Annotated in this window: 15 protein-coding genes; 13 read left to right on the top strand and 2 right to left on the bottom strand. The window is 60.1% G+C overall.

Annotation, left to right across the window (positions count from 1 at the left end):
- Positions 1–6 precede the first annotated feature (6 nt).
- The 7 genes from Q675_RS25200 to Q675_RS25170 all read left to right on the top strand — a co-directional run bounded on the left by Q675_RS25200 (position 7) and on the right by Q675_RS25170 (position 12374).
- Positions 7–7626, top strand: coding sequence for an Hpt domain-containing protein (locus tag Q675_RS25200; protein WP_023010904.1), 7620 nt, complete (start codon positions 7–9; stop codon positions 7624–7626).
- Positions 7626–8678: a chemotaxis protein CheB gene (locus Q675_RS25195; protein ID WP_022991334.1), complete on the top strand. Its 1053-nt coding sequence runs from the start codon at positions 7626–7628 to the stop codon at positions 8676–8678. Before Q675_RS25200 ends, Q675_RS25195 begins: the two co-directional genes overlap by 1 nt.
- 11 nt (positions 8679–8689) lie before the next feature.
- On the top strand, positions 8690–9151 hold the full coding sequence (locus tag Q675_RS25190) for a chemotaxis protein CheW (RefSeq protein ID WP_011787177.1): 462 nt from the start codon (positions 8690–8692) through the stop codon (positions 9149–9151).
- Between the two features lie 68 nt (positions 9152–9219).
- A complete protein-coding gene (locus Q675_RS25185; RefSeq protein WP_011787178.1) occupies positions 9220–9711 on the top strand; it encodes a Fur family transcriptional regulator in 492 nt (163 codons plus the stop codon).
- The gene (znuC, locus tag Q675_RS25180) at positions 9704–10477 is read left to right on the top strand and encodes a zinc ABC transporter ATP-binding protein ZnuC (RefSeq protein ID WP_022991335.1); all 774 of its coding nucleotides are present in this window, start codon (positions 9704–9706) and stop codon (positions 10475–10477) included. Before Q675_RS25185 ends, znuC begins: the two co-directional genes overlap by 8 nt.
- Positions 10464–11276, top strand: a complete 813-nt coding sequence (znuB, locus tag Q675_RS25175; protein WP_022991336.1) for a zinc ABC transporter permease subunit ZnuB — start codon at positions 10464–10466, stop codon at positions 11274–11276. The genes znuC and znuB overlap by 14 nt, the downstream gene beginning before the upstream one ends.
- 111 nt (positions 11277–11387) lie before the next feature.
- On the top strand, positions 11388–12374 hold the full coding sequence (locus Q675_RS25170; RefSeq protein ID WP_022991337.1) for a PAS domain-containing protein: 987 nt from the start codon (positions 11388–11390) through the stop codon (positions 12372–12374).
- A 36-nt stretch (positions 12375–12410) separates the two neighbouring features.
- On the opposite strand, the gene Q675_RS25165 is transcribed toward Q675_RS25170, so the two are convergent.
- Positions 12411–13493, bottom strand: coding sequence for a patatin-like phospholipase family protein (locus tag Q675_RS25165; protein WP_022991338.1), 1083 nt, complete (start codon positions 13491–13493; stop codon positions 12411–12413).
- Positions 13494–13720: 227 nt separating this feature from the next.
- Here Q675_RS25165 and Q675_RS25160 point away from each other — a divergent pair, with 227 nt between their 5' ends.
- Positions 13721–14806, top strand: coding sequence for a sensor domain-containing diguanylate cyclase (locus Q675_RS25160; protein ID WP_023010903.1), 1086 nt, complete (start codon positions 13721–13723; stop codon positions 14804–14806).
- A gap of 5 nt (positions 14807–14811) precedes the next feature.
- Here the strand turns inward: Q675_RS25160 and Q675_RS25155 are convergent, their stop codons facing one another.
- A complete protein-coding gene (locus Q675_RS25155; RefSeq protein WP_022991339.1) occupies positions 14812–15726 on the bottom strand; it encodes an alpha/beta fold hydrolase in 915 nt (304 codons plus the stop codon).
- Between the two features lie 181 nt (positions 15727–15907).
- On the opposite strand from Q675_RS25155, the gene folE reads away from it, so the two are divergent.
- From folE to Q675_RS0119120, 5 genes are all read left to right on the top strand, one after another.
- Positions 15908–16477 (top strand): GTP cyclohydrolase I FolE, encoded by a 570-nt coding sequence (folE, locus tag Q675_RS25150; protein ID WP_011787185.1) that lies wholly within the window; start codon positions 15908–15910, stop codon positions 16475–16477.
- 26 nt (positions 16478–16503) lie between these two features.
- Positions 16504–16878, top strand: a complete 375-nt coding sequence (gene folX, locus Q675_RS25145; protein ID WP_014423006.1) for a dihydroneopterin triphosphate 2'-epimerase — start codon at positions 16504–16506, stop codon at positions 16876–16878.
- Positions 16879–16891: 13 nt separating this feature from the next.
- On the top strand, positions 16892–17326 hold the full coding sequence (locus Q675_RS25140; protein WP_014423007.1) for a CoA-binding protein: 435 nt from the start codon (positions 16892–16894) through the stop codon (positions 17324–17326).
- Positions 17327–17493: 167 nt separating this feature from the next.
- A complete protein-coding gene (locus tag Q675_RS25135) occupies positions 17494–18804 on the top strand; it encodes an HD-GYP domain-containing protein (RefSeq protein WP_022991340.1) in 1311 nt (436 codons plus the stop codon).
- A 58-nt stretch (positions 18805–18862) separates the two neighbouring features.
- Positions 18863–19421, top strand: a 559-nt coding sequence (locus Q675_RS0119120; protein ID WP_031211183.1) for a CHASE domain-containing protein, incomplete at its 3' end; no start/stop codon positions are given.

Below are 19421 nucleotides of genomic sequence, written 5' to 3'. Positions count from 1 at the left end.
GTGGTTATGGGCAATCACCATGACAGCATCGCCCTCGACTGGGTTCGGGGAGAGATACAGGACACGCTGACCCAGGGCCAGCATGCACTTGAAGCGTATGTCGAGAATCGCGACGACACTGCGCGCCTGCGCTTCTGCCTGAATTACCTTCACCAGGTACACGGTACCCTGCAAATGGTGGAACTCTACGGTGCAGCATTGCTCACCGAAGAGATGGAAAAACTGACCCAGGCCATTCTCAACGAAACCGTGACCAGCGTTGACGATGCCGTCAACGTTCTGATGCAGGCCATTCTGCAGCTGCCACAGTATCTGGAGCACATTGGCAGCAGCAGCGATGACTTTCCCATGGTTCTGCTGCCGCTGCTCAACGATCTCCGGGCCGCCCGGGGCGACTCCCTGTTGTCCGACACCTCCCTGTTCAAGCCGGATCTCTCTGCGTCACAGATGAGGGTCAGCGGCAAGGTGTCTGAACGCCTGCACGATCCAAAAGTCCTGGGCCACCTGCGCAAGCTGCGCCAGATGTACCAGTTTGCCCTTGCTGGCGTGGTTCGCGAGGCGGACCTCGACGCCCATTTCGATTACATGCAGAAGGTAATCCAGCGGTTGGTGCGCCTGTGCCAGAAAACGCCCCGGGGCGAACTCTGGAAAGCGGCCAGCGCCTTTGTCGACACTCTGCAAGCCCGGGTCAACCCGGTGAACACCGCCGTCAAATCCCTGCTCAGGGAACTGGATTCCGAGATCCGCCGGCTCACCGACGAACATGCGGATATCCTTCAGCAGCCGGTTCCGGAAGCGCTGTTCAAACACCTGTTGTATTACGTCGCCCGCGCCCGGGATCTCGATCGCCCTCAAGTTCAGGCACTGCGTCAGGCCTATCAGTTGGATAGCGCCCTGCCCTCGGAAGACGACGTGGATGCGGCCCGCAACCGGGTATCCGGTCCAGGCCGGGACGCCATCCACTCCGTGGTCAGTGCCCTCAACGAAGAACTGGCTCGACTGAAAGATCAGCTTGACCTGTTTGTGCGGGCCGAATTTCGTCAGAACAGCGAACTGGACGAGTTACTGCCCGGCCTGCGTCAGGTTGCCAATACCCTGGCCGTTCTCGGTCTTGGCATTCCCCGGAAGGTCGTCACCGAACAGATTGAACTGGTAGAAAAACTCTGCCAGCAGGCCGAAGTAGTCGACGATGGCACCCTGATGGACATTGCCGGTGCCCTGCTTTACGTAGAGGCCAGTCTGGCTGGTCTCGACAGCGAGCGACGCCCGGAGCAGTCTTCCGGCTCGGCCGAGGAAGCCTCCGCCATCAACATGGGCTCCCGTGAACTCGGAGAGGCCAGCGAAGCGCTGATCCGCGAATCCCGGAATACCCTGGAGCAGGTTAAATCCGCCATCGTCAATTTCATTGCCTCCCAGTGGGATGCCCGTGAAATCGAACACGTACCCGGACTCCTGCACAGTATCCGTGGCGGTCTGAGCCTGGTGCCACTGGATCGCGTTGCCGATATGCTCGCCTCAGCCGAGCGTTACGTCACCGACGTACTGCTCAGCAACAAACAGGTGCCGGACTGGAAACAGCTCGACACCCTGGCCGATGCCGTTACCAGTATCGAGTATTACCTGGAGAGACTGGCAGATGGCATCAGCGATAACGACGCTATCCTGCGCGTGGCCGAAGACAGCCTCGCCAGTCTCGGCTTCCCGGTCGGACAGGAGCCCACCTGGAGCCTGACGGAAGAAACCGAAGAGGCCCCGGCTGAAGTACCCGTGGCTGAAGAACCTGAGGCCAGCGCCGAAGAGACCACCGCACCAGAGGCCAAAACCTCTGATGCCGAGCTGCTGGATGATGAAATACTCGGCATTTTTGTTGAGGAAGCGGAAGAAGTTCTGCAGACCATCCACGAGTTCTATCCGAGGTTGCGCCAGGATCACGACGATCGCGAAGCTCTGACTGAAGTTCGCCGGGCTTTCCATACCCTCAAAGGCAGTGGCCGCCTGGTCGGCGCCACCAGCATTGGGGAACTGGCGTGGTCGGTGGAAAATCTGCTCAATCGGGTCATCGACCAGACCATCAAACCGACCGATGACATGTTCACCCTGGTGGACCAGGTCAACGCCCGTGTTCCTTCCCTGATTGAGGACTTCCGGAACGGCGAGACCAGTGGCGACGTCAACGAGCTGATTGAACAGGCTGAAGCGCTGGCAACGACCCGACGCGCAGAAACCGGACAGGCGGCCGGAGAGACCACAGGCGAAGCAGAAACTGCAGACGAGGCCGCCGCCGAGCACGAAATCGAAATTCCCGAAACGCCCGTTACCGCGCCAACGAGCGAAGTTGAAGAAGCGGACGACAGTGACGATCTCATTGATGACGAAATCCTCGAGATCTTTATTGAGGAAGCTGGCGAGGTACTCGACACCATTCGCGAATACCTGCCCATGCTGCTACGTCAGCACGATGACCGCAGTGCCCTGGCAGAAGTTCGACGGGCCTTTCATACCCTGAAAGGCAGTGGCCGGATGGTTGGCGCTACCGTGATCGGGGAGCTGGCGTGGTCGGTCGAGAACATGCTGAACCGGGTGATCGACGGCAGCGTGTTCATGAATGATGATATTGCCCAGCTGCTTCAGGATGTCACCGATTCGGTGCCGGCGCTGGTCACCGATTTTGAGAAACGCCAGGCGCCGAGCCTGAACACATCTGCCATGGAGGCGCGGGCCAATGCCCTGGCCAATGGCGAAATTCCCGATGCCACCGCCATGCCGCTGGTGGACACCGACACAGAGTCTGCAGAGGAAACAACGGCCGGTACCGTCACTCCGGAAGACAGCATTGAGTATGATGCCCTGCCCGGAGAAGACGAAGTGGATCCGGTGCTGCTGGATATCTTCGAGAACGAAACCGAAACCCATCTGCAGACCATCAAGGAATACCTGGAGGCTGCGGGCGACAAAGCCACCGCCGCCTACACGGACGATCTCTCTCGGGCGTTGCATACCCTGAAAGGCAGTGCCAACACCGCCGGTATCGCGCCGATTGCGGAAGTCATTACGCCGCTTGAGCGCTTTATCAAAGAATCCCGGGCCCAGAACAAACGGGCAGACCGCGACGTACTGGCGCTGATCAGTGATGCGGCGGGCTTCCTGACCCAAGGGCTTGCCCAGATTCGGGAGAATCCCCAGGCACCGCTGGCAGGCACCGACGAGTACCTTGAGCGCCTGCACCAGGTGTGTGAGCAGACACTCACCAGCCATGCCCAGGCAGACGACGAACAACCCGCCAGGAAATCGTCGTCACAGCTGGTACAGCTGTTCCTGGGTGAAGGCCTGGATATCGTTCTGGATGCCGAAAGCATTCTCGATCGCTGGTCTGAAAACCCGCAGCAGGACGAGGCACTGGCAACCCTCCGTGCCGAACTGGAGCAACTGACCCAGGGTGCGACGGACGCCAATCTGCCCGATGTTGCCGAACTGACCGCCGCTTTGACCCGCACCTACACCGCGATTTCAGAGCAGGGCCTGCCGCCGGGCGATAATGTATTCCAGACCCTGCGCGCCGGCCATGAGCAGTTGATTAACATGATGGATCAGGTGGCGGCCGGGCTGGCTACTGAACCCAGCCAGGAACTGATTCAGGAACTCGAGGCGCTGGCACAGGCAACCGCAGCCGAACCCGCAGAACCGGATGAGTTCGAGCAGCAGTTCACCGACGATCTGGAAGAGATCGACCTCAGCCTGGAAATGGATGAACTGGAGCAGGCAACAGAAGAACCTGAGCTGACAGAAACGCCGCCACTGCCGGAAACGTCTGAAGACGATCAGGCCATGGACGACGAGCTGGCAGCAATCTTCCTGGAGGAAGCCCGCGACCTGATTGACAGCACCGCGGAAGCCCTGCACAGCTGGAGCGAGGACACTTCAAACCTGGACCTCCTGCGGTTGCTCCAGCGTGACCTGCACACCCTCAAGGGTGGCGCCCGACTGGCCGACATTCCGGCCGTGGGTGACCTGTCCCACGAACTGGAAAACCTGTTTGAAGGACTGACCGAGCAGAAATTCTCGATCAATGACACTCTGTCTGACCTGTTGTTCCGCTGCCATGACCGGCTTGCCGGCATGGTCGAGGCACTTGAAGCCGGTGAGCCGCCGAGGCCCGCGCCGGATCTGATCACCGAGATTCATGCCTACATCGATGGCGCCCGTGGCACTCGCCCGGTAACCGATGTACACACCGACGACTCTGCGGAGCCGGAAGACGAAGAGCTGACCCTGCCGGAGCCGGAGCTCGAGGAAAGCACCGAAGAAACTGCAGGTGCAGAGGAGGAAGAGCTCCAGGCCACCGATCTGTCCCATCTGGACCCGGAACTGGTGGGCATTTTCCTGGAAGAAGCCTACGACCTGATCAACTCCACCGGCAGTGCCCTGCATACCTGGAGCGAAGACCCCTCGAACCGGGAGGTTGCTGCCGAACTGCAGCGTGATGTGCATACCCTCAAGGGTGGCGCCCGCATGGCCGGAGTCGAGGCCATCGGCGATCTCACTCACGTGCTTGAGGATCTGTTCGAAAAAGTGGCCGAAGGCCAGCTTGAAGCCAGCGGTCAGATGACCGACTTGCTGTTTGCCTGCCACGACCGCCTGGCCCAGATGGTAGAGCAGGTGGCGACCCAGAAGCCGTGCCCGCCAGCCGAAGAACTGGTGCATCAGGTTCAGGCCATTCTGCGCGGCGAATCCCTGCCTTCGGAGGCACCGCCGCAGTCAGAGCCGGGTGAGCCCGACGTTAGCGAACTGGAAGAACTGGAAATCAGTGAACAGCCGACGGCGGAATCCGAAGAATCCGCGGCCAGCCTCAACGAGAGCCTGGAGGACGCCACCGACGACGATCTGGTTGGCATCTTCCTGGACGAAGGCCTGGAAATCCACGAGGCCATTACCGAATGCCTCGACCAGTGGCGCGAGGAGCCGGAGGAGCTGGCTGGCATTACCCGCCTGCAACAGGAACTGCACACCCTGAAGGGCGGCGCGCGACTGTCGGATGTGGACCCGATTGCGGATCTGGCCGAAGCCTGGGCCGACGCCCTGGACCAGCTGATTGCCGGCGACCGGGACCAGTCGGCCATGCTTGGCCTGAGTGACCGCGCCGCGGCCAGCCTGAAATCCATGCTTGATGCGCTGGAAGACAGTCGCAAGCCCGACGCCGATGCGGCCCTGATCAACGCGTTGCGTACTGCCGCGCCAGCAGAAGATACGTCCGGAACCGAATCACCGCAGGCTGAAACGGCGGAAGCGGACTCCGTAGACCCTGAAGTGCTCGAGATCTTCCTGGAAGAAGCTGGCGAAATCATGGACCAGCTGGAGCAGCTACTGGATGACTGGCGTCGTGAGCCGGCCAATGAGCACTTCAACCGGGAAGCACAACGGGCATTGCATACCCTCAAAGGCGGCGCCCGTTTGTCCCAGCTCTCCGAGCTTGGCGACAAGGCTCATGCTTTCGAGACCCGCCTGATCGATCTGGGCGGTAACGCGCCAACCGAGGAGCAATGGCAGGCCATCACCGGCGATCACGATGCCATCATCGCGCTGGTGGCGGATATCCGCAAACGCTTTGAATCCGGCGCACAGGCACCTGCCCCGCAACCGGAGAAAGCACCCGAACCGGTTCGCGAAGAGCCCGCGCCGGTGCCAAAGGCCACCACTGCGGAGCCAGCCCCAACCAAACCGGTTCCGGCACCTGCTAAACCGGAGAAGTCCGCGGCCCAGGCACGCAAGAAAGCGGCCGATGCGCAAAGAGCCGCCCAGGAAACCATTCGGGTATCGGCACCGCTGCTGGATGAGCTGGTTAACCTGGCCGGTGAAACCAGTATTACCCGGGGTCGCCTGGAGCAACAGAGCAGTGATTTCAGTTACACCCTGGACGAAATGGCCGCCACCATCGAACGTCTGCGGGAACAGCTGCGGCGCATGGATATCGAAACCGAAGCGCAGATCCTGTTCCGGGCCGAGCAGGAGCATGGGCCGGATTACGGCGACGATTTCGATCCGCTGGAAATGGACCGTTACTCCTCTATCCAGCAGCTGTCACGGGCCCTGAGCGAATCCACTTCGGACCTTGCTGATTTGCGTGAAACCCTGTCCGAGCGGGTTCGGGACACCGAAACCCTGCTGGTTCAGCAATCACGGATCAATACGGAACTCCAGGAAGGTCTGATGAAGACCCGGATGATTCCGTTCTCCTCCATGGTGCCCCGTCTGCGCCGCATCGTGCGCCAGATCAGTGGCGAACTCGGCAAGAAAGTCGATTTCGACGTACGCAATGCTGAAGGGGAAATGGACCGGAACATTCTGGAGCGGATGGTCGCGCCGCTGGAGCACATGCTCCGCAACGCGCTGGACCACGGCATCGAAACGCCGGAAGACCGCACCAAGGCAGGCAAACCGGCCACAGGTGAAGTGGTTCTGTCCCTGACCCGGGAAGGCGGTGATGTGGTGTTGCGGATGATGGACGACGGTAAAGGCATTCCGTCCGACGTTATCCGCGACAAGGCCGTTCGCCAGGGCCTGATGCGCGCCGACGAAGACCTCTCGGAAAGGGAAATCCTGCAGTTCATTCTGCAGCCGGGCTTCTCCACCGCCCAGCAGGTTACCCAGATTTCCGGTCGTGGCGTGGGCATGGACGTGGTTGCCAGCGAAATCAAACAGCTCGGCGGCAGCCTCGACATCGATTCCGCCCTGGGCCGTGGCACCACCTTCACCGTACGCCTGCCGTTCACCGTGTCGGTCAACCGGGCCTTGATGGTGTCCACCGGGGAAGATTTCTACGCCATCCCGCTCAACACCATCGAAGGTATTGTCCGGGTCAGCACCTACGAGCTGGAAGAGTACTACAAGCCAGATGCCCCCATGTACGAGTATGCCGGCCAGCAGTATCGCCTGCAGTACCTGGGCAGCCTGCTCAACAGTGACCACCAGCCCAAGCTTCAGGGCCAGGCCCTGCCGCTGCCGGTCATTCTGGTGCGCGGCGCGGAGCAGCCCATGGCTCTACAGGTGGACCAGCTGATGGGTAGCCGGGAAATCGTGGTTAAATCCCTCGGGCCGCAGTTCAGTTCCGTCCGGGGCGTTTCCGGTGCCACCATTCTCGGTGACGGCAACGTGGTTGTAATCCTCGACTTGCCGGCGATGATCCGCTCCGACATCCTGTCCGAACGCCAGCGCCTGGCGAATCTGGAAAAGGCACGGGACAGCGCCCGCTACGAGGAAAAGGCCACGACGGTTATGGTGGTGGACGACTCCGTTACGGTGCGCAAGGTGACCTCCCGTCTGCTGGAGCGCAATGGCATGGAAGTGGTGACCGCCAAAGATGGTCTCGACGCCGTTGCCCAGCTTCAGGACCACCGGCCGGACATCATCCTGCTCGATATCGAAATGCCCCGTATGGATGGTTTCGAAGTGGCCAGCTTTGTGCGCCACGACGACAACCTGAAAGATACGCCGATCTGCATGATCACCTCGCGGACGGGCGAGAAGCACCGGGAACGTGCTCTGGCCATCGGGGTCAACGAGTACCTTGGCAAGCCGTTCCAGGAAACCGAGCTGCTTGACACCATCAAGCGGCTGACCGGGAACCGGTGATGGCCGGCCCTAACGGCCGGCCTGGCGTCGGGATTGTGTCCGATGTGGTGCTGCAACGGCATCGGCTGCAGGCGGCGACCGGAAAATTTGGCCTGGACGTCAGCTTCTCGGGAGATCCCGAACGGCTGATGGACTACCCGGCGTTTCCGGACGCGGCGCTCTGGCTGGTGACCCTGGAAGACGAAGCGGATCATCCGGCACTGTTCGAGCATCTGCTGGAAAATACAGAAGCACCGGTCTTATTCGGCCTGGACCAGGCTCCCAAGCCCGGCACCACGGAATACTTCCGCTGGGAACGCCGGCTGCTCGACAAGCTGGAAAAACAGCTCGGGCATCTGGAGCAGCTGGATACCGCCAACGACATTGAAGAGCTGGCCGAGACCACGCCAGATGCGGTGGACGCGCCTACGCTGCCACACTGGATAACTCCGGCGGCGCCGGGTTCGGTGGCTGAGGAAGTCTGGATTCTCGGAGCCTCGCTGGGCGGTCCTGCAGCGGTGAAGACCTTTCTCGATCACCTGCCGCCAAGGCTACCGGTCGGGTTTATCTATGCACAACATATTGATGGCAATTTTACCGAAGTCCTCACCCGGGTTCTGGGCCGGCACGCCCACTATTCGCTGAAGCGGGCCGAGGAGGGCTATCGGGTACGCAATGGCGATGTGGTGCTGATGCCGGTAGAAAGAGAGTGGTGCTTTGATCGCCAGGGCCAGCTGACGGAACAGAATCATCCCTGGCCGGGCCCTTATGGCCCATCGATAGATCAGGTGTTGCTGAACGTGGCGGATCACTATGGCAAACACTGCCATGCCATCCTGTTTTCCGGCATGGGCAACGACGGCGCTATCGCTGCACCCATGCTGAAGGCTTATGGCAGCCGCATCTGGGTTCAGGAAAGCACCAGTTGTGGTAACAGCTCCATGCCCGATTCGGTGGCCGCCACCGGCTGCGCCAGTTTCTGTGGCACTCCGGAGCAACTGGCCAGGGAACTGGTAAAAGTCATTGAGAACAACTGCCTGCTCAAGGGCCGGCAAAAACGGGATTCCGCCTGAGGTAACAAGCAATGAGTGAAAACAGCCAATCCCTGTCCTGCGTCATGATACCGGTCTCGGACCGCCAGCTCCTGCTGCCCAACGTCTCCATTGCCGAGGTGGTGGATTTCACCAGCAACGATGCCGGCGCCAATACACCGGACTGGCTGGCCGGATTCCTGGACTGGCGCGGGCTCACACTGCCGGTCATTTCCTACGATGCCGCCAACGGCAACAAGCTCACCATCCCTGGTGACAACCGTGGCCGCATCATTATCCTCAATACCATCGGCCCGAATCACCAGAGCACCCCGTTCATGGCCCTGGTCACCCAGGGCATTCCCAGCCAGGCGCGCCTGATGGAAGACCAGATCCGACAACTGGACGGCGACCCCGGCCCTGCGGACCTGATGCAGGTGGAAGTAGACGGCGAGCCAGCCTGGATCCCGAATCTGGAATACCTGGAATCCCTGGCCGTCGACGCACATCACTGAGCCTCCGGTCGGCATGGCGTGGCCGCCTGCAAATGTTATAATATTGCAAATTTTGCAGGATCCACGCCATGCCGGAACGCGCACTTCCCTACCGTCCCCATAATCATCAGGCCTGTGTCGCCCAGGCGTTGTCCGATGCCCATGCCATCTGCCGCGATGAAAACGCCCGCCTGACTCCGATCCGTGAACGGGTACTGGAGTTGATCTGGCAATCCCACAAGCCGCTGGGCGCCTACGATATTCTGGCCAAACTGTCCTCGGATGGACATAACGCCGCCCCCCCCACGGTCTACCGGGCCTTGGACTTTCTGCTTCAACATGGACTGGTTCACCGGATTGCCTCGCTCAACGCCTTCGTCGGCTGTGCCCATGCAGGTGAACATCATCGCGGTACTTTTCTGATCTGCCGACAGTGCGGCACGGTGCTGGAACTGGCCATGCCGGAACTCAATCAGGCCATCGAATCCGCGGCGCGCGCGGAAGCCTTCCTTCCTGACGACGTTACCCTCGAAGTGGCTGGCCTCTGCCCCCGCTGTCAGGGGGAGCAAACGAATGACTGACCCTCTGGTCCGGCTAGAACAGGTTACGGTGGCATTTGACGACCGGCCGGTGGTTGATCGGGTCAACCTGACCGTGAGCCGGGGCGATATCGTCACCATCATCGGCCCGAACGGTGCCGGCAAAACCACGCTGATCAAAACCGTTCTGGGGATTCAGCGGGCGACCAGCGGTCAATTATCGGTGGCGCCCGGCCTGGTGATCGGTTACGTACCCCAACACCTGACTCTGGAGCCCACTCTGCCACTGAGTGTCCGGCGCTTCATGCTGCTCAGCGGACGTGCACTGTCAGACTGCAAGGCAGCTCTGGAAAGGACCGGGGTCGCGCATCTACTGGATGCGTCCGTCCACCACCTGTCCGGCGGCGAAAAACAACGACTGCTGCTCGCCCGGGCACTGGCCCGGAAACCCGATCTGCTGGTGCTGGACGAACCCGCCCAGGGGGTCGATATCAATGGCCAGGCCACACTCTACGATCTGATTCGCCAGCTTCGGGATGAGCTGCACTGCGGTATCATCATGATCTCCCATGATCTGCATCTGGTGATGGCGGCCACAGACCGGGTTATCTGCCTTAATCAGCACGTATGTTGCAGCGGATATCCGGAGGATATTTCCCAGGACCCGGCTTTTGTGGAAACCTTCGGTCATCAGGTTGCCGAGTCTCTGGCGGTCTATCACCACCATCACAACCATCGCCATAACCTCCATGGCGATGTCGTCTCTACCGCGGACGCCCACGAAGGTTGCAGCCATGACCATCATTGATGCGGTGCTGGGCGACTTCTTCTGGCGGGCGCTGCTCGGCGGCCTGGGCGTGGCTTTGGTGGCCGGTCCCCTCGGCTGCTTCGTAGTCTGGCGTCGCATGGCCTATTTTGGAGATACGCTGGCCCATTCGGCCCTGCTGGGCATCGCGCTTAGTTTTCTGATCAGCGTGCCTTTGAATCTGGGTGTGGTGATTACCTGTGTGCTCATTGCGCTGGCCCTGGTGCTGCTGTCCCGGACCCGCACCCTGGCTACCGATACCCTGCTCGGCATCCTGGCGCACAGCGCGCTGGCCATTGGCCTGGTAACACTGAGCTTCATGCCGGATGTCAGGGTGGACCTGACCGGCCTGCTGTTTGGCGATCTGCTGGCCATGACCCGACAGGATCTGGTCTGGATCTACGGTGGCGCCGCCTTTATCCTGTCTCTGCTGGCGCTGCTCTGGCGCGGCCTGCTGATGAGCACCATTCATGAGGAACTGGCACGGGTAGAAGGGATTCCGGTGGAACGCCTGCGGCTGGCGTTGATGCTGATGTTTTCGCTGGTGATTGCGGTGGCCATGAAGATTGTCGGCGTCCTGCTGATTACCGCCCTGCTGATTATTCCGGCCGCAACCGCACGCCGACTGGCCCACAATCCCGAACACATGACCGCCCTGGCAGTGGTCTTCGGGGTGATGGCGGTGTCCGGCGGACTGACCCTGTCCTGGTACCTGGACACGCCGGCCGGACCATCGGTGGTGGTCACTGCATTTCTGGTGTTCCTGATGGTGTATGCAGGTGCCCGCCAGAGCCGGCACTGACCGTCCGCGCCACCAGTCAGCACAGGGCGGCGCCCGAATTGCCGGGCCGGTATTGCTGGTCTAAAGTTAGGCGGTATCCGAGCAGCAAAGGCCTCGCGGGAGCACACCAGCATGGACAGCGACCTTCGTAACACACCCGGCACCCGATTCCGGCTCTGGCCGGGTCTCTGGATGCCCGGGGTTATCCTGGGTATCGGCATACTGGTGTCAGTGGCACTGGCCAACACCCTGGCGCGAACTATCGCTGACCTTGGTCTTGAGGCCTACCATGCCAGGCATCAGGCTCTGGTTGCGACGATCGCAGCCCGACTACAACACACGCCGGGGCAGCAATTGCCTGCATCGCTGACCTCAGCTTTGGCGACAGATCTGCCCGAGGGCCTGCAGCTTCGAATCGATACTCTCGCCAGACACACCAAACAGGCTGTGCTGGAGCTCGGCAACGTAGACGAGCCCCGGGATTCCGAGGCCCTGCGTACCGAGCTGACACTGCCCGGCAGGCACTGGATGGTCACCACCACGCCCAGCGCAGGGTGGATAGACCGGGCCTCGAACCAGGCGCGCTGGCAGATTCTTACTGCAGGTGCCGGTATCTCGGTACTCGCAGCCTTACTGATGCTGGTTGCCTGCCGTCGACTGGCCATCCGCAATGCCAGAATCCGGCAGCAACAGGCACAACTCGATCGCGATCAACAACAGATTACCAATCTGCGGGTGGAGAAGTCTGTGCTCCGGCATGCGCTGAACGACAGCGAAGCAAGAAGCCGGGATCTGGTTCGGCTGGGCGGAGCGGTAATCGCCGAACTGGATCATCAGGGGCGCATCGGGTTTGTGTCCGCCCAGATTGCCGACATGCTCGGTCGCGCGCCCTCCGACCTGACCGATCAGCCATTTGAACAACTGGTATCCGAACAAGACCGCAGCCGGTTCCGGGAGAGCCTGGACAGCGCCCGCAGCGAGGAAGACCTGACCCGAACCGACCTGGCATTGATCGGGGCCGAGGACGCCCGGCCAGTGCGGGTCTGTCTGCGCCTGAAAACCATCAAGGATCCCGTCCACGGCATTACCGGCTTTCGGCTCAGTGCTACCCCGGACTAGGGCCCGCATAGACGGCCAGCGCGATCTACCAGCGACTCACAAGGGCTGAATCCGGTCCAGCAGCCGCCCACTCTCAACCAGCTCAAGAAACTCATCACCCAACCTGTCACTCTCCAAGATCGCTCGACGCCAGGCTCGTTCGCGACCGGCATCATCGCCGACGTACTTCTCGAAGTCCTTTCGATCCGGCAGTTTGCGATCCGGCAGGGTTGCCAGGTAATCCGGTGACGGCGATACCAGCACGACATCCTGCAGTCGACTGGCATCGCCCCGACGCCAGGGCAAGGTTTTATCGAACCAGCCGGGAACCACACGATCCGTAAAATGCGGATAGAGGATAATGCCAGGCTGCTGGTAAGGCAGGTCGAGGTGATAATCGAGCAGTCCGCCATCCCGGTATACACCCTCTGGCGCGCCCGGAATATTGCGGACTCCGGACATCACCAGAGGAATGGAAGCGGACGCCAGCAGGGCCGGCAACAGGTTATCCCGGCTCAGGGGCACTTCATGACTGGGGAAATCCACCAGGCTTGAGACCGGCGCGCGGCCCCGGGCATCGTGCACAATGCCACGTTCCATAAAACGACCCAGGTGCCGGCGGCTGACCATGTTGGCGCTGATAGCCCGCATCAACCCGAGGCTCAGCCTGCCCCGGGTATCGTGTTGCAACAGGCCAAGACTGCGCACTACTACAATGCTCAACCGGTACCAGGGATGGCTGAGCAGAAAGTCTTCCCGGCCCCCCAGCAGCTCCTCCAGAAACAGTATGCTTTTGCGGGAGATTTCCGCAGCGCTGACGCCTTTGGCAAATCGCTGACTGGTGTACAGCTCGGCCAGGCGGGCCAACTGGGCCTTGGGATCATCTGAAGAGGCAATGGCGGCAAACCGCCAGCTGCCGATGGAAGATCCGATCAGGGCCCTTTCCTGGGGAGCCTGCGGCAACCAGTCACCAAAAATGGCCTTGTCCAGGCCACTGATTCCCAGCGCCTTCGGGCCACCGGCTGCCCCCGGAATCACGTGAACATCTTCGGGCCCCAGCGGTTTTTGCTGCAGGCGCTGCAAAGCCCGGCGTCCCGCTCGGATGGTCAGTGCCGGCATCCGGCTGTGAATGGCAGTCATTCCTTTCTCCCCTGAAGTGTCCGGCGAGTGTATCCGACCGGCTGGAGACGGCCAACTGAACAGAATTCATGACGGCTATGTATATTCTGAATAACAGGTGCCTCCGGCATAGTTTTTACGAATTACGTCGATCCGTGGTTTTTGCTTTCGCCCATCACACTCCGTGCTAGACTGGAGCCATCGATTACAAACGGAAACATGCCGGTTATGAACAGCGGGAGTAGGCTGTGAATCTTTTTGCCTCGCCAAATACCCTGGCAACCAACCCGACCCTGGCTGTTCTCGGGTTCAAGCGGCAGCTGGTCTACCATCTGCACATCTGGGCCTTTATTGCGGTCGCCCCCCTGGTCATGGTGCAGTGGCAGCATGGCAACGTGCTGCTGTCATCCCTGTTGATTCTGTTCTGCGCCAACGCGGCCCTGGTGATCGCATTCCTGCGTTTTCGAAGCACCTATTTCTTCAAAGGCCGCCTGTTCCCCATTCTGGCCGTGGTGTGCGCCGCCTATTCCACTCTCATCAATGGCCACGCCGGGCTCTACTGGGCGTATCCTGCGGCCATTGCCCTGTTTTTTCTGCTTCCCCTGCGTGAAGCCATTTTCTGCAATGTCGTGTTTGTCTCGGTCATGGCGGTGGTGTCTTTCCTCAAGTTTCCAGAGGCAGACTTCTGGCGCATTACCTTTTCACTCGGTCTCAGTTGCCTGTTTGCCATGATCTTTGCCTGGCTGGTGGGGCGCCTGCAGGCCGAGCTTACCCGCCTGGCGACAACCGATCCACTGACCGGCTGCCTGAATCGCTCCCAGCTGGCCGACATCCTGAACAGCCAGATTCAGATGCGGGAACGCTATGAACGGGTGTCCAGCCTGGTACTGATTGATCTGGATTATTTCAAGACCATCAATGACCGCTGGGGCCACCTGGCCGGAGACAAGGTGCTCAAGGAAATGGCGCTGCGGGTACGCAAGCGGTTGCGGGAGAGCGATCAGCTGTTCCGTATCGGCGGCGAAGAATTCATGGTCGTGCTCCCGGAAACCCGGCAGAAAGACGCCGACACCCTGGCGCATCAGTTGCTGACCAGCATCAGCGCCCGGCCGTTTCTGGATGACATCCGGGTTACCGCGAGTGCCAGCGTGGCGGAAGTCACCCAGGGCGAGACCTGGTCAGTATGGCTCAACCGGGCAGACCAGGCTCTGTACGAAGCGAAATCCCGTGGCCGGAATCAGGTGGTGAACGCTCCCAGGCTCGCCAGCCAGGAGGACATCCCGGATCCGGCACCAATGGCAGACCCGGCCACCGGCGGCACCACACCGGCCTGAGCTGGCTACTGCGCCTTGCGAAACTCCCTGTAGGCGCTGTAGACATCCCAGGGTTGCTCAAAGTGGGGGTAATGCCCGACATTGCGCAACATCACCACATCGGCCTGAGGGATCAGCTCCCGATAGCGCCGGGCCATGGCGGCGCCGGACACCGGGTCGGCACCGCCGGAAATCAGTCGCATGGGCTGCTCCGCCTTTTGCAACGCTCCGACCCAGCGGTTGCGGTGACAACGACGCTCCTCCATGAACTGGATCAGGCGGTGCAACACGCCCCGGCCGTTGTTGTAGTTCAGCAAATGCCAGAAGTCGTCCATGTCCTGCCGGCCCGGCGGATTACGCGCCCCGAACAGACGTCGAAAGTTGCGTTCGAAGAGCGATCGGCTGAGGCCCCGGCCAATGAGGCCACCCAGGGGGCTGCGCAGAATCTTCTGGATAAACAGGGGATGGTGAACTTCCGGAAACAGACCACCGTTTAGCAGGCAGACACTGCTGACGGCAAACGACAGCTCGCCCTCCTGCTCGCGGGCCAGCAGTTCCTGGACGACGGTGGTGCCGTAGTCATGGCCGAACAGGTGGACCCGCTCCAGACCCAGCCCCTCAATCCAGCCCTGAATCAAATCCGCCTGATCTTCGATGCTGTAGGAATAATGCAAAGGTTTATCGGAAAAGCCGAAACCGAGCATGTCCAAAGTCAGCAGGTTATGCTCGCGCACCAGCATGGGCCAGATCCGGCTCCAGTCCCAGCTCGCGGTCGGGAAACCGTGCAGCAGAACGAGCGGCTCCCCCTGCCCGCCCATGCGGCTGAAGATGGCGTGGCCCTCGTAACTGAACCATTTGCCAGCCTGCTGCCAGGCTTCCAGCGTAAATGTGTCCTGGCGACCAGAGGCCGCCACTTCTGAACCCGGTATCACCTGTTCCATGTGCAATCCATGACCGTACCCGAAACCCTCACACTTTAGTGCAAAGCTGCGGCCACGACCATATCGCCTTTGGCGGCCTGTGCGGTGGTCCTTTTCAGAGCCACAGACGTAAACCATGGAGATACCCGGCGAATTGCCTTAAGCTTTGGCCTTTTTCAGACACCCCAAACCGGAATCAATTATGTCTCTACCCCTTGATGATCTGGCCGATCACTACCGCACCATTATCCAGGGCCTGGGCGAAGACCCGGATCGAGAAGGCCTCCAGAACACGCCCATGCGTGCAGCCAAGGCCATGCAGTTCCTCACCCGCGGCTACCAGCAGGACCTCGAAGAGCTGGTCAACAACGCCGTATTTGAATCCGCCATGGACGAAATGGTGGTGATTCAGGACATCGAGCTGTACAGCATGTGCGAACACCATATGCTGCCCTTCATCGGCAAGTGCCACATCGCCTATTTGCCCCAGGGCAAGGTGCTGGGCCTGTCCAAGTTTGCCCGCATTGTCGACATGTATGCCCGCCGGTTACAGATTCAGGAAAACCTGACCCGGCAGATCGCCGAGGCCATCGAGAGCGTTACCCAGGCCAAGGGTGTTGCGGTGGTCATTGAAGCCCAGCACATGTGCATGATGATGCGCGGCGTCGAGAAGCAGAATTCGCGCATGAAAACCTCCATGATGCTCGGGCAGTTCCGCAAATCCCAGGCAACCCGGACCGAGTTCCTGAATCTGATTTCAAGCAACCGCTAACATCCGACTGACCCCAGGGAGTTGTTATGGCAAACGCCCAGAAACCACTGGCCCGTGTCCAGATCAAGAATCTTCTGCTGCGTGCCTATATCGGCATCAAGGAAGAAGAGATCAACAACCAGCAGGATGTGGTGATTAACGTTTGCCTGACCTACGATGCCTCGGAGGCTATCGAGCGCAATGAAATCTCTGCTGCGCTCAACTACCGGACCATTACCAAGCAGATTATCGCCCATGTGGACGGCCAGCGGTTCGCCTTGCTGGAGCGCCTGACCCACGAAGTATTGACCATCGTCATGGAACATGGCGCCGTGCGTTGGGCCGAGGTAGAAATCGACAAGCCCCATGCGCTACGTTATGCAGAATCGGTTTCCGTGACTCTGGAAGCCAGTCGCGACTAGGAGAATCTGCATTATGCCCAGCAACAGCCCCGAACAGATCCGGGAGATTCTGGAATCGGTTAATACCATCGCCCTGGTGGGTGCCAGCGAGAAGACCAACCGGCCTTCCCATGAAGTGATGGAATACCTGCAGCACCAGGGCTATCGGGTGATTCCGGTTAACCCGCGCCTGGCCGGTCAGCAGGTTCTGGGCGAAACCGTCTATGCAGACCTCGCCACACTTCCAGAGCCAGTGGATATGGTGGAACTTTTCCTGGCTCCTGAGCGTACCGATGCCGTGATCGATCAGGCCATTGAGCAGAAGGTTCCGGTGCTCTGGCTGCAGATTGGTGTGATCAATGAAACCGGCGCCCAGCGTGCCGAAGCCGCCGGCCTGACGGTGGTGATGGATCGCTGCCCCAAGCAGGAAATACCGCGGCACGGCCTACGCACCCCGGCCAAACGCTGACCTGTCTTACTGTCCCTGGTGCATGACTGATATCGGTAGCCGGCATGAAAACCGGCTGCCGAAGCTGAGCTGGATCAAGAGCCAGATCACAGTTTCAGATCGTAACTGTTACCAATTGCGACAGTCTGACATACTCTCTGAACAATAATTCGAAGACTGGCAGGACCATGTGGTTCCGAAGTAAACCAGGCAAGTCCAGAGCCGCCGCTAAAGGCCGCGATGTTCAGAGCACTCCCAAGGCGTCTGCAGACGTTGTACTGGAACGGGTGCGTCTGCCCGTGGACCTGCTTCAGTCCGGCATGAAAGTGGTCAAGCTTGACCGCCCCTGGACCGAAGTGCCGGTTCTGTTCCAGGGTTTCACCCTGCAGACAGAGGCCGAAGCCCGGGTACTGCGCCAGTATTGCGCCTGGGTCGTGGTCGAAGATGAGGCTGAAAAGCTGGCCCCGATTCTGGATCAGATTCCCCACCTGAAACAACGTACCACCGAACCCCTGCAGGAAACCCGCACGCTCGAACAGGAACTGCCCCGGGCTGCCGACGCCTGGAGCCGGACCCAGCAATTTGTGGAAAAGGTGATCCGGGACATCGAGCAGCATAACGATCTGGAGCTGGCCTCCGCCCGCCCCCTGATTCGTTCCTGCGTAGACAGTGTCAAAGCCAACGCCAGTGCCATGTTCTGGATGGCCCGAATCAAGAACCGCGACGCCTACACCGCCGAACACTGTCTGCGCGTCGCCATTTTTACTGTGGCCTTTGCCCGATTTCTGGGCCTGCCTGAAGATGATCTGGAAGTGGCCGGCATGTGCGGGCTCTTACACGATATCGGCAAATTGCGGGTACCGGACGAAATCCTCAACAAACCCGGGCCGCTGTCCCCCCAGGAATATGAGGTGATGAGGAAACACACCACTCTTGGCCATGAACTCCTGAAACAGGACCCAAGCCTGGACCCGATCATCAGCGATGTGACCCTGCATCACCATGAACGTATCGACGGCCGGGGTTATCCGCAGCAATTGCCCGAATGGCAGATCAGCCGGTTTGCTCGCCTGATTTCCATTGTCGACGCCTACGATGCCATGACCAGCGACCGCTGTTACCGTGACGGCATGTCACCGGCCGACGCCGTTCGCATCCTGTATAAAAATCGTGCTCAGCAGTTTGATGCCGACATGGTGGAGGCCTTTATCCGGATGATCGGGATTTATCCCCCCGGCAGTCTGGTGGAACTGAATACCGGTGAAGTGGCTCTGGTGGTCAGCACCCACCCAGGACGCAAGTTAAAACCAAAAGTGGAAATCCTGCTGGATGATAACAAACATCCGGTTACACCGCGGATTATGGACCTGGGCAGCCAGACCACCGCGGACAGCCCCACCAGAGAAATCAAAGCGGCGTTGCCGGATGGGGCTTTCGGTCTCGCTCTAGAGGGCCGAATCAAACAGCTAATGGCAAAGAGCGTTGCAAATCATTCATAATCAGCGCGAGCCTGCCGTTAACCCAGGTATCCAGAACCCACTCACTCCGGAGCATGATGTGGAGAAACCCGAGACATCCATCAGACTGGTCGTTCGTGCGCTGATGAGCCCGGTTTTCCCGGTTCTGATCTTCCTGGTGTTTCTGGGTATTGCCTCCGGGCTCCGGGTTGGCCTGATCCAGCAGAATACCCACCAGATCCAGACCAATCTCAGCAATGAAGCCAGAGCACTCGCCAACAACCTTGAGCGAGAATTCATGGTGCACCTCGATGCCATCGGGCGTATGGCCATGCGCATGCAGGCCAATCCATCCCAGACCGAGGCGCTCTGGCGTGAGGATGCGCGCAATTATCTGAGAGACTTCGGGGTTTACCAGGCCATTGAATGGATTGACCGCAACTACATCATCCGCTGGCTGGAACCCCTGAGCGGCAACAACGATGTCATCGGTTTCAATGTCGCCTTCAATGAACAGCGGCGAGCGGCGCTATCGCGGGCTGCAGCCTCCGGACAGTACGATATTTCCGGCATCATTGACCTTCGACAGGGCGGAGAGGGTCTGGTGATCTATCATCCTGTCGGGCGGGGTGATGCCAATAATCGGGATAGGGAGGTGC

It is taken from the genome of Marinobacter sp. EN3 (assembly GCF_000475315.1).
Lineage (GTDB): Bacteria > Pseudomonadota > Gammaproteobacteria > Pseudomonadales > Oleiphilaceae > Marinobacter > Marinobacter nauticus.
This window is presented reverse-complemented; position numbering and strand designations above follow the sequence as displayed.

Coding starts and splice junctions, on each gene's coding strand:
- Q675_RS25155 (WP_022991339.1), bottom strand. CDS start 15,726: ATGGAACAGGTGATACCGGGTTCAGAAGTGGCGGCCTCTGGTCGCCAG.
- znuC (WP_022991335.1), top strand. CDS start 9,704: ATGACTGACCCTCTGGTCCGGCTAGAACAGGTTACGGTGGCATTTGAC.
- folX (WP_014423006.1), top strand. CDS start 16,504: ATGGCAAACGCCCAGAAACCACTGGCCCGTGTCCAGATCAAGAATCTT.
- Q675_RS25170 (WP_022991337.1), top strand. CDS start 11,388: ATGGACAGCGACCTTCGTAACACACCCGGCACCCGATTCCGGCTCTGG.
- Q675_RS25190 (WP_011787177.1), top strand. CDS start 8,690: ATGAGTGAAAACAGCCAATCCCTGTCCTGCGTCATGATACCGGTCTCG.
- folE (WP_011787185.1), top strand. CDS start 15,908: ATGTCTCTACCCCTTGATGATCTGGCCGATCACTACCGCACCATTATC.
- Q675_RS25140 (WP_014423007.1), top strand. CDS start 16,892: ATGCCCAGCAACAGCCCCGAACAGATCCGGGAGATTCTGGAATCGGTT.
- Q675_RS25195 (WP_022991334.1), top strand. CDS start 7,626: ATGGCCGGCCCTAACGGCCGGCCTGGCGTCGGGATTGTGTCCGATGTG.
- znuB (WP_022991336.1), top strand. CDS start 10,464: ATGACCATCATTGATGCGGTGCTGGGCGACTTCTTCTGGCGGGCGCTG.
- Q675_RS25200 (WP_023010904.1), top strand. CDS start 7: ATGGGCAATCACCATGACAGCATCGCCCTCGACTGGGTTCGGGGAGAG.
- Q675_RS25135 (WP_022991340.1), top strand. CDS start 17,494: ATGTGGTTCCGAAGTAAACCAGGCAAGTCCAGAGCCGCCGCTAAAGGC.
- Q675_RS25185 (WP_011787178.1), top strand. CDS start 9,220: ATGCCGGAACGCGCACTTCCCTACCGTCCCCATAATCATCAGGCCTGT.
- Q675_RS25165 (WP_022991338.1), bottom strand. CDS start 13,493: ATGACTGCCATTCACAGCCGGATGCCGGCACTGACCATCCGAGCGGGA.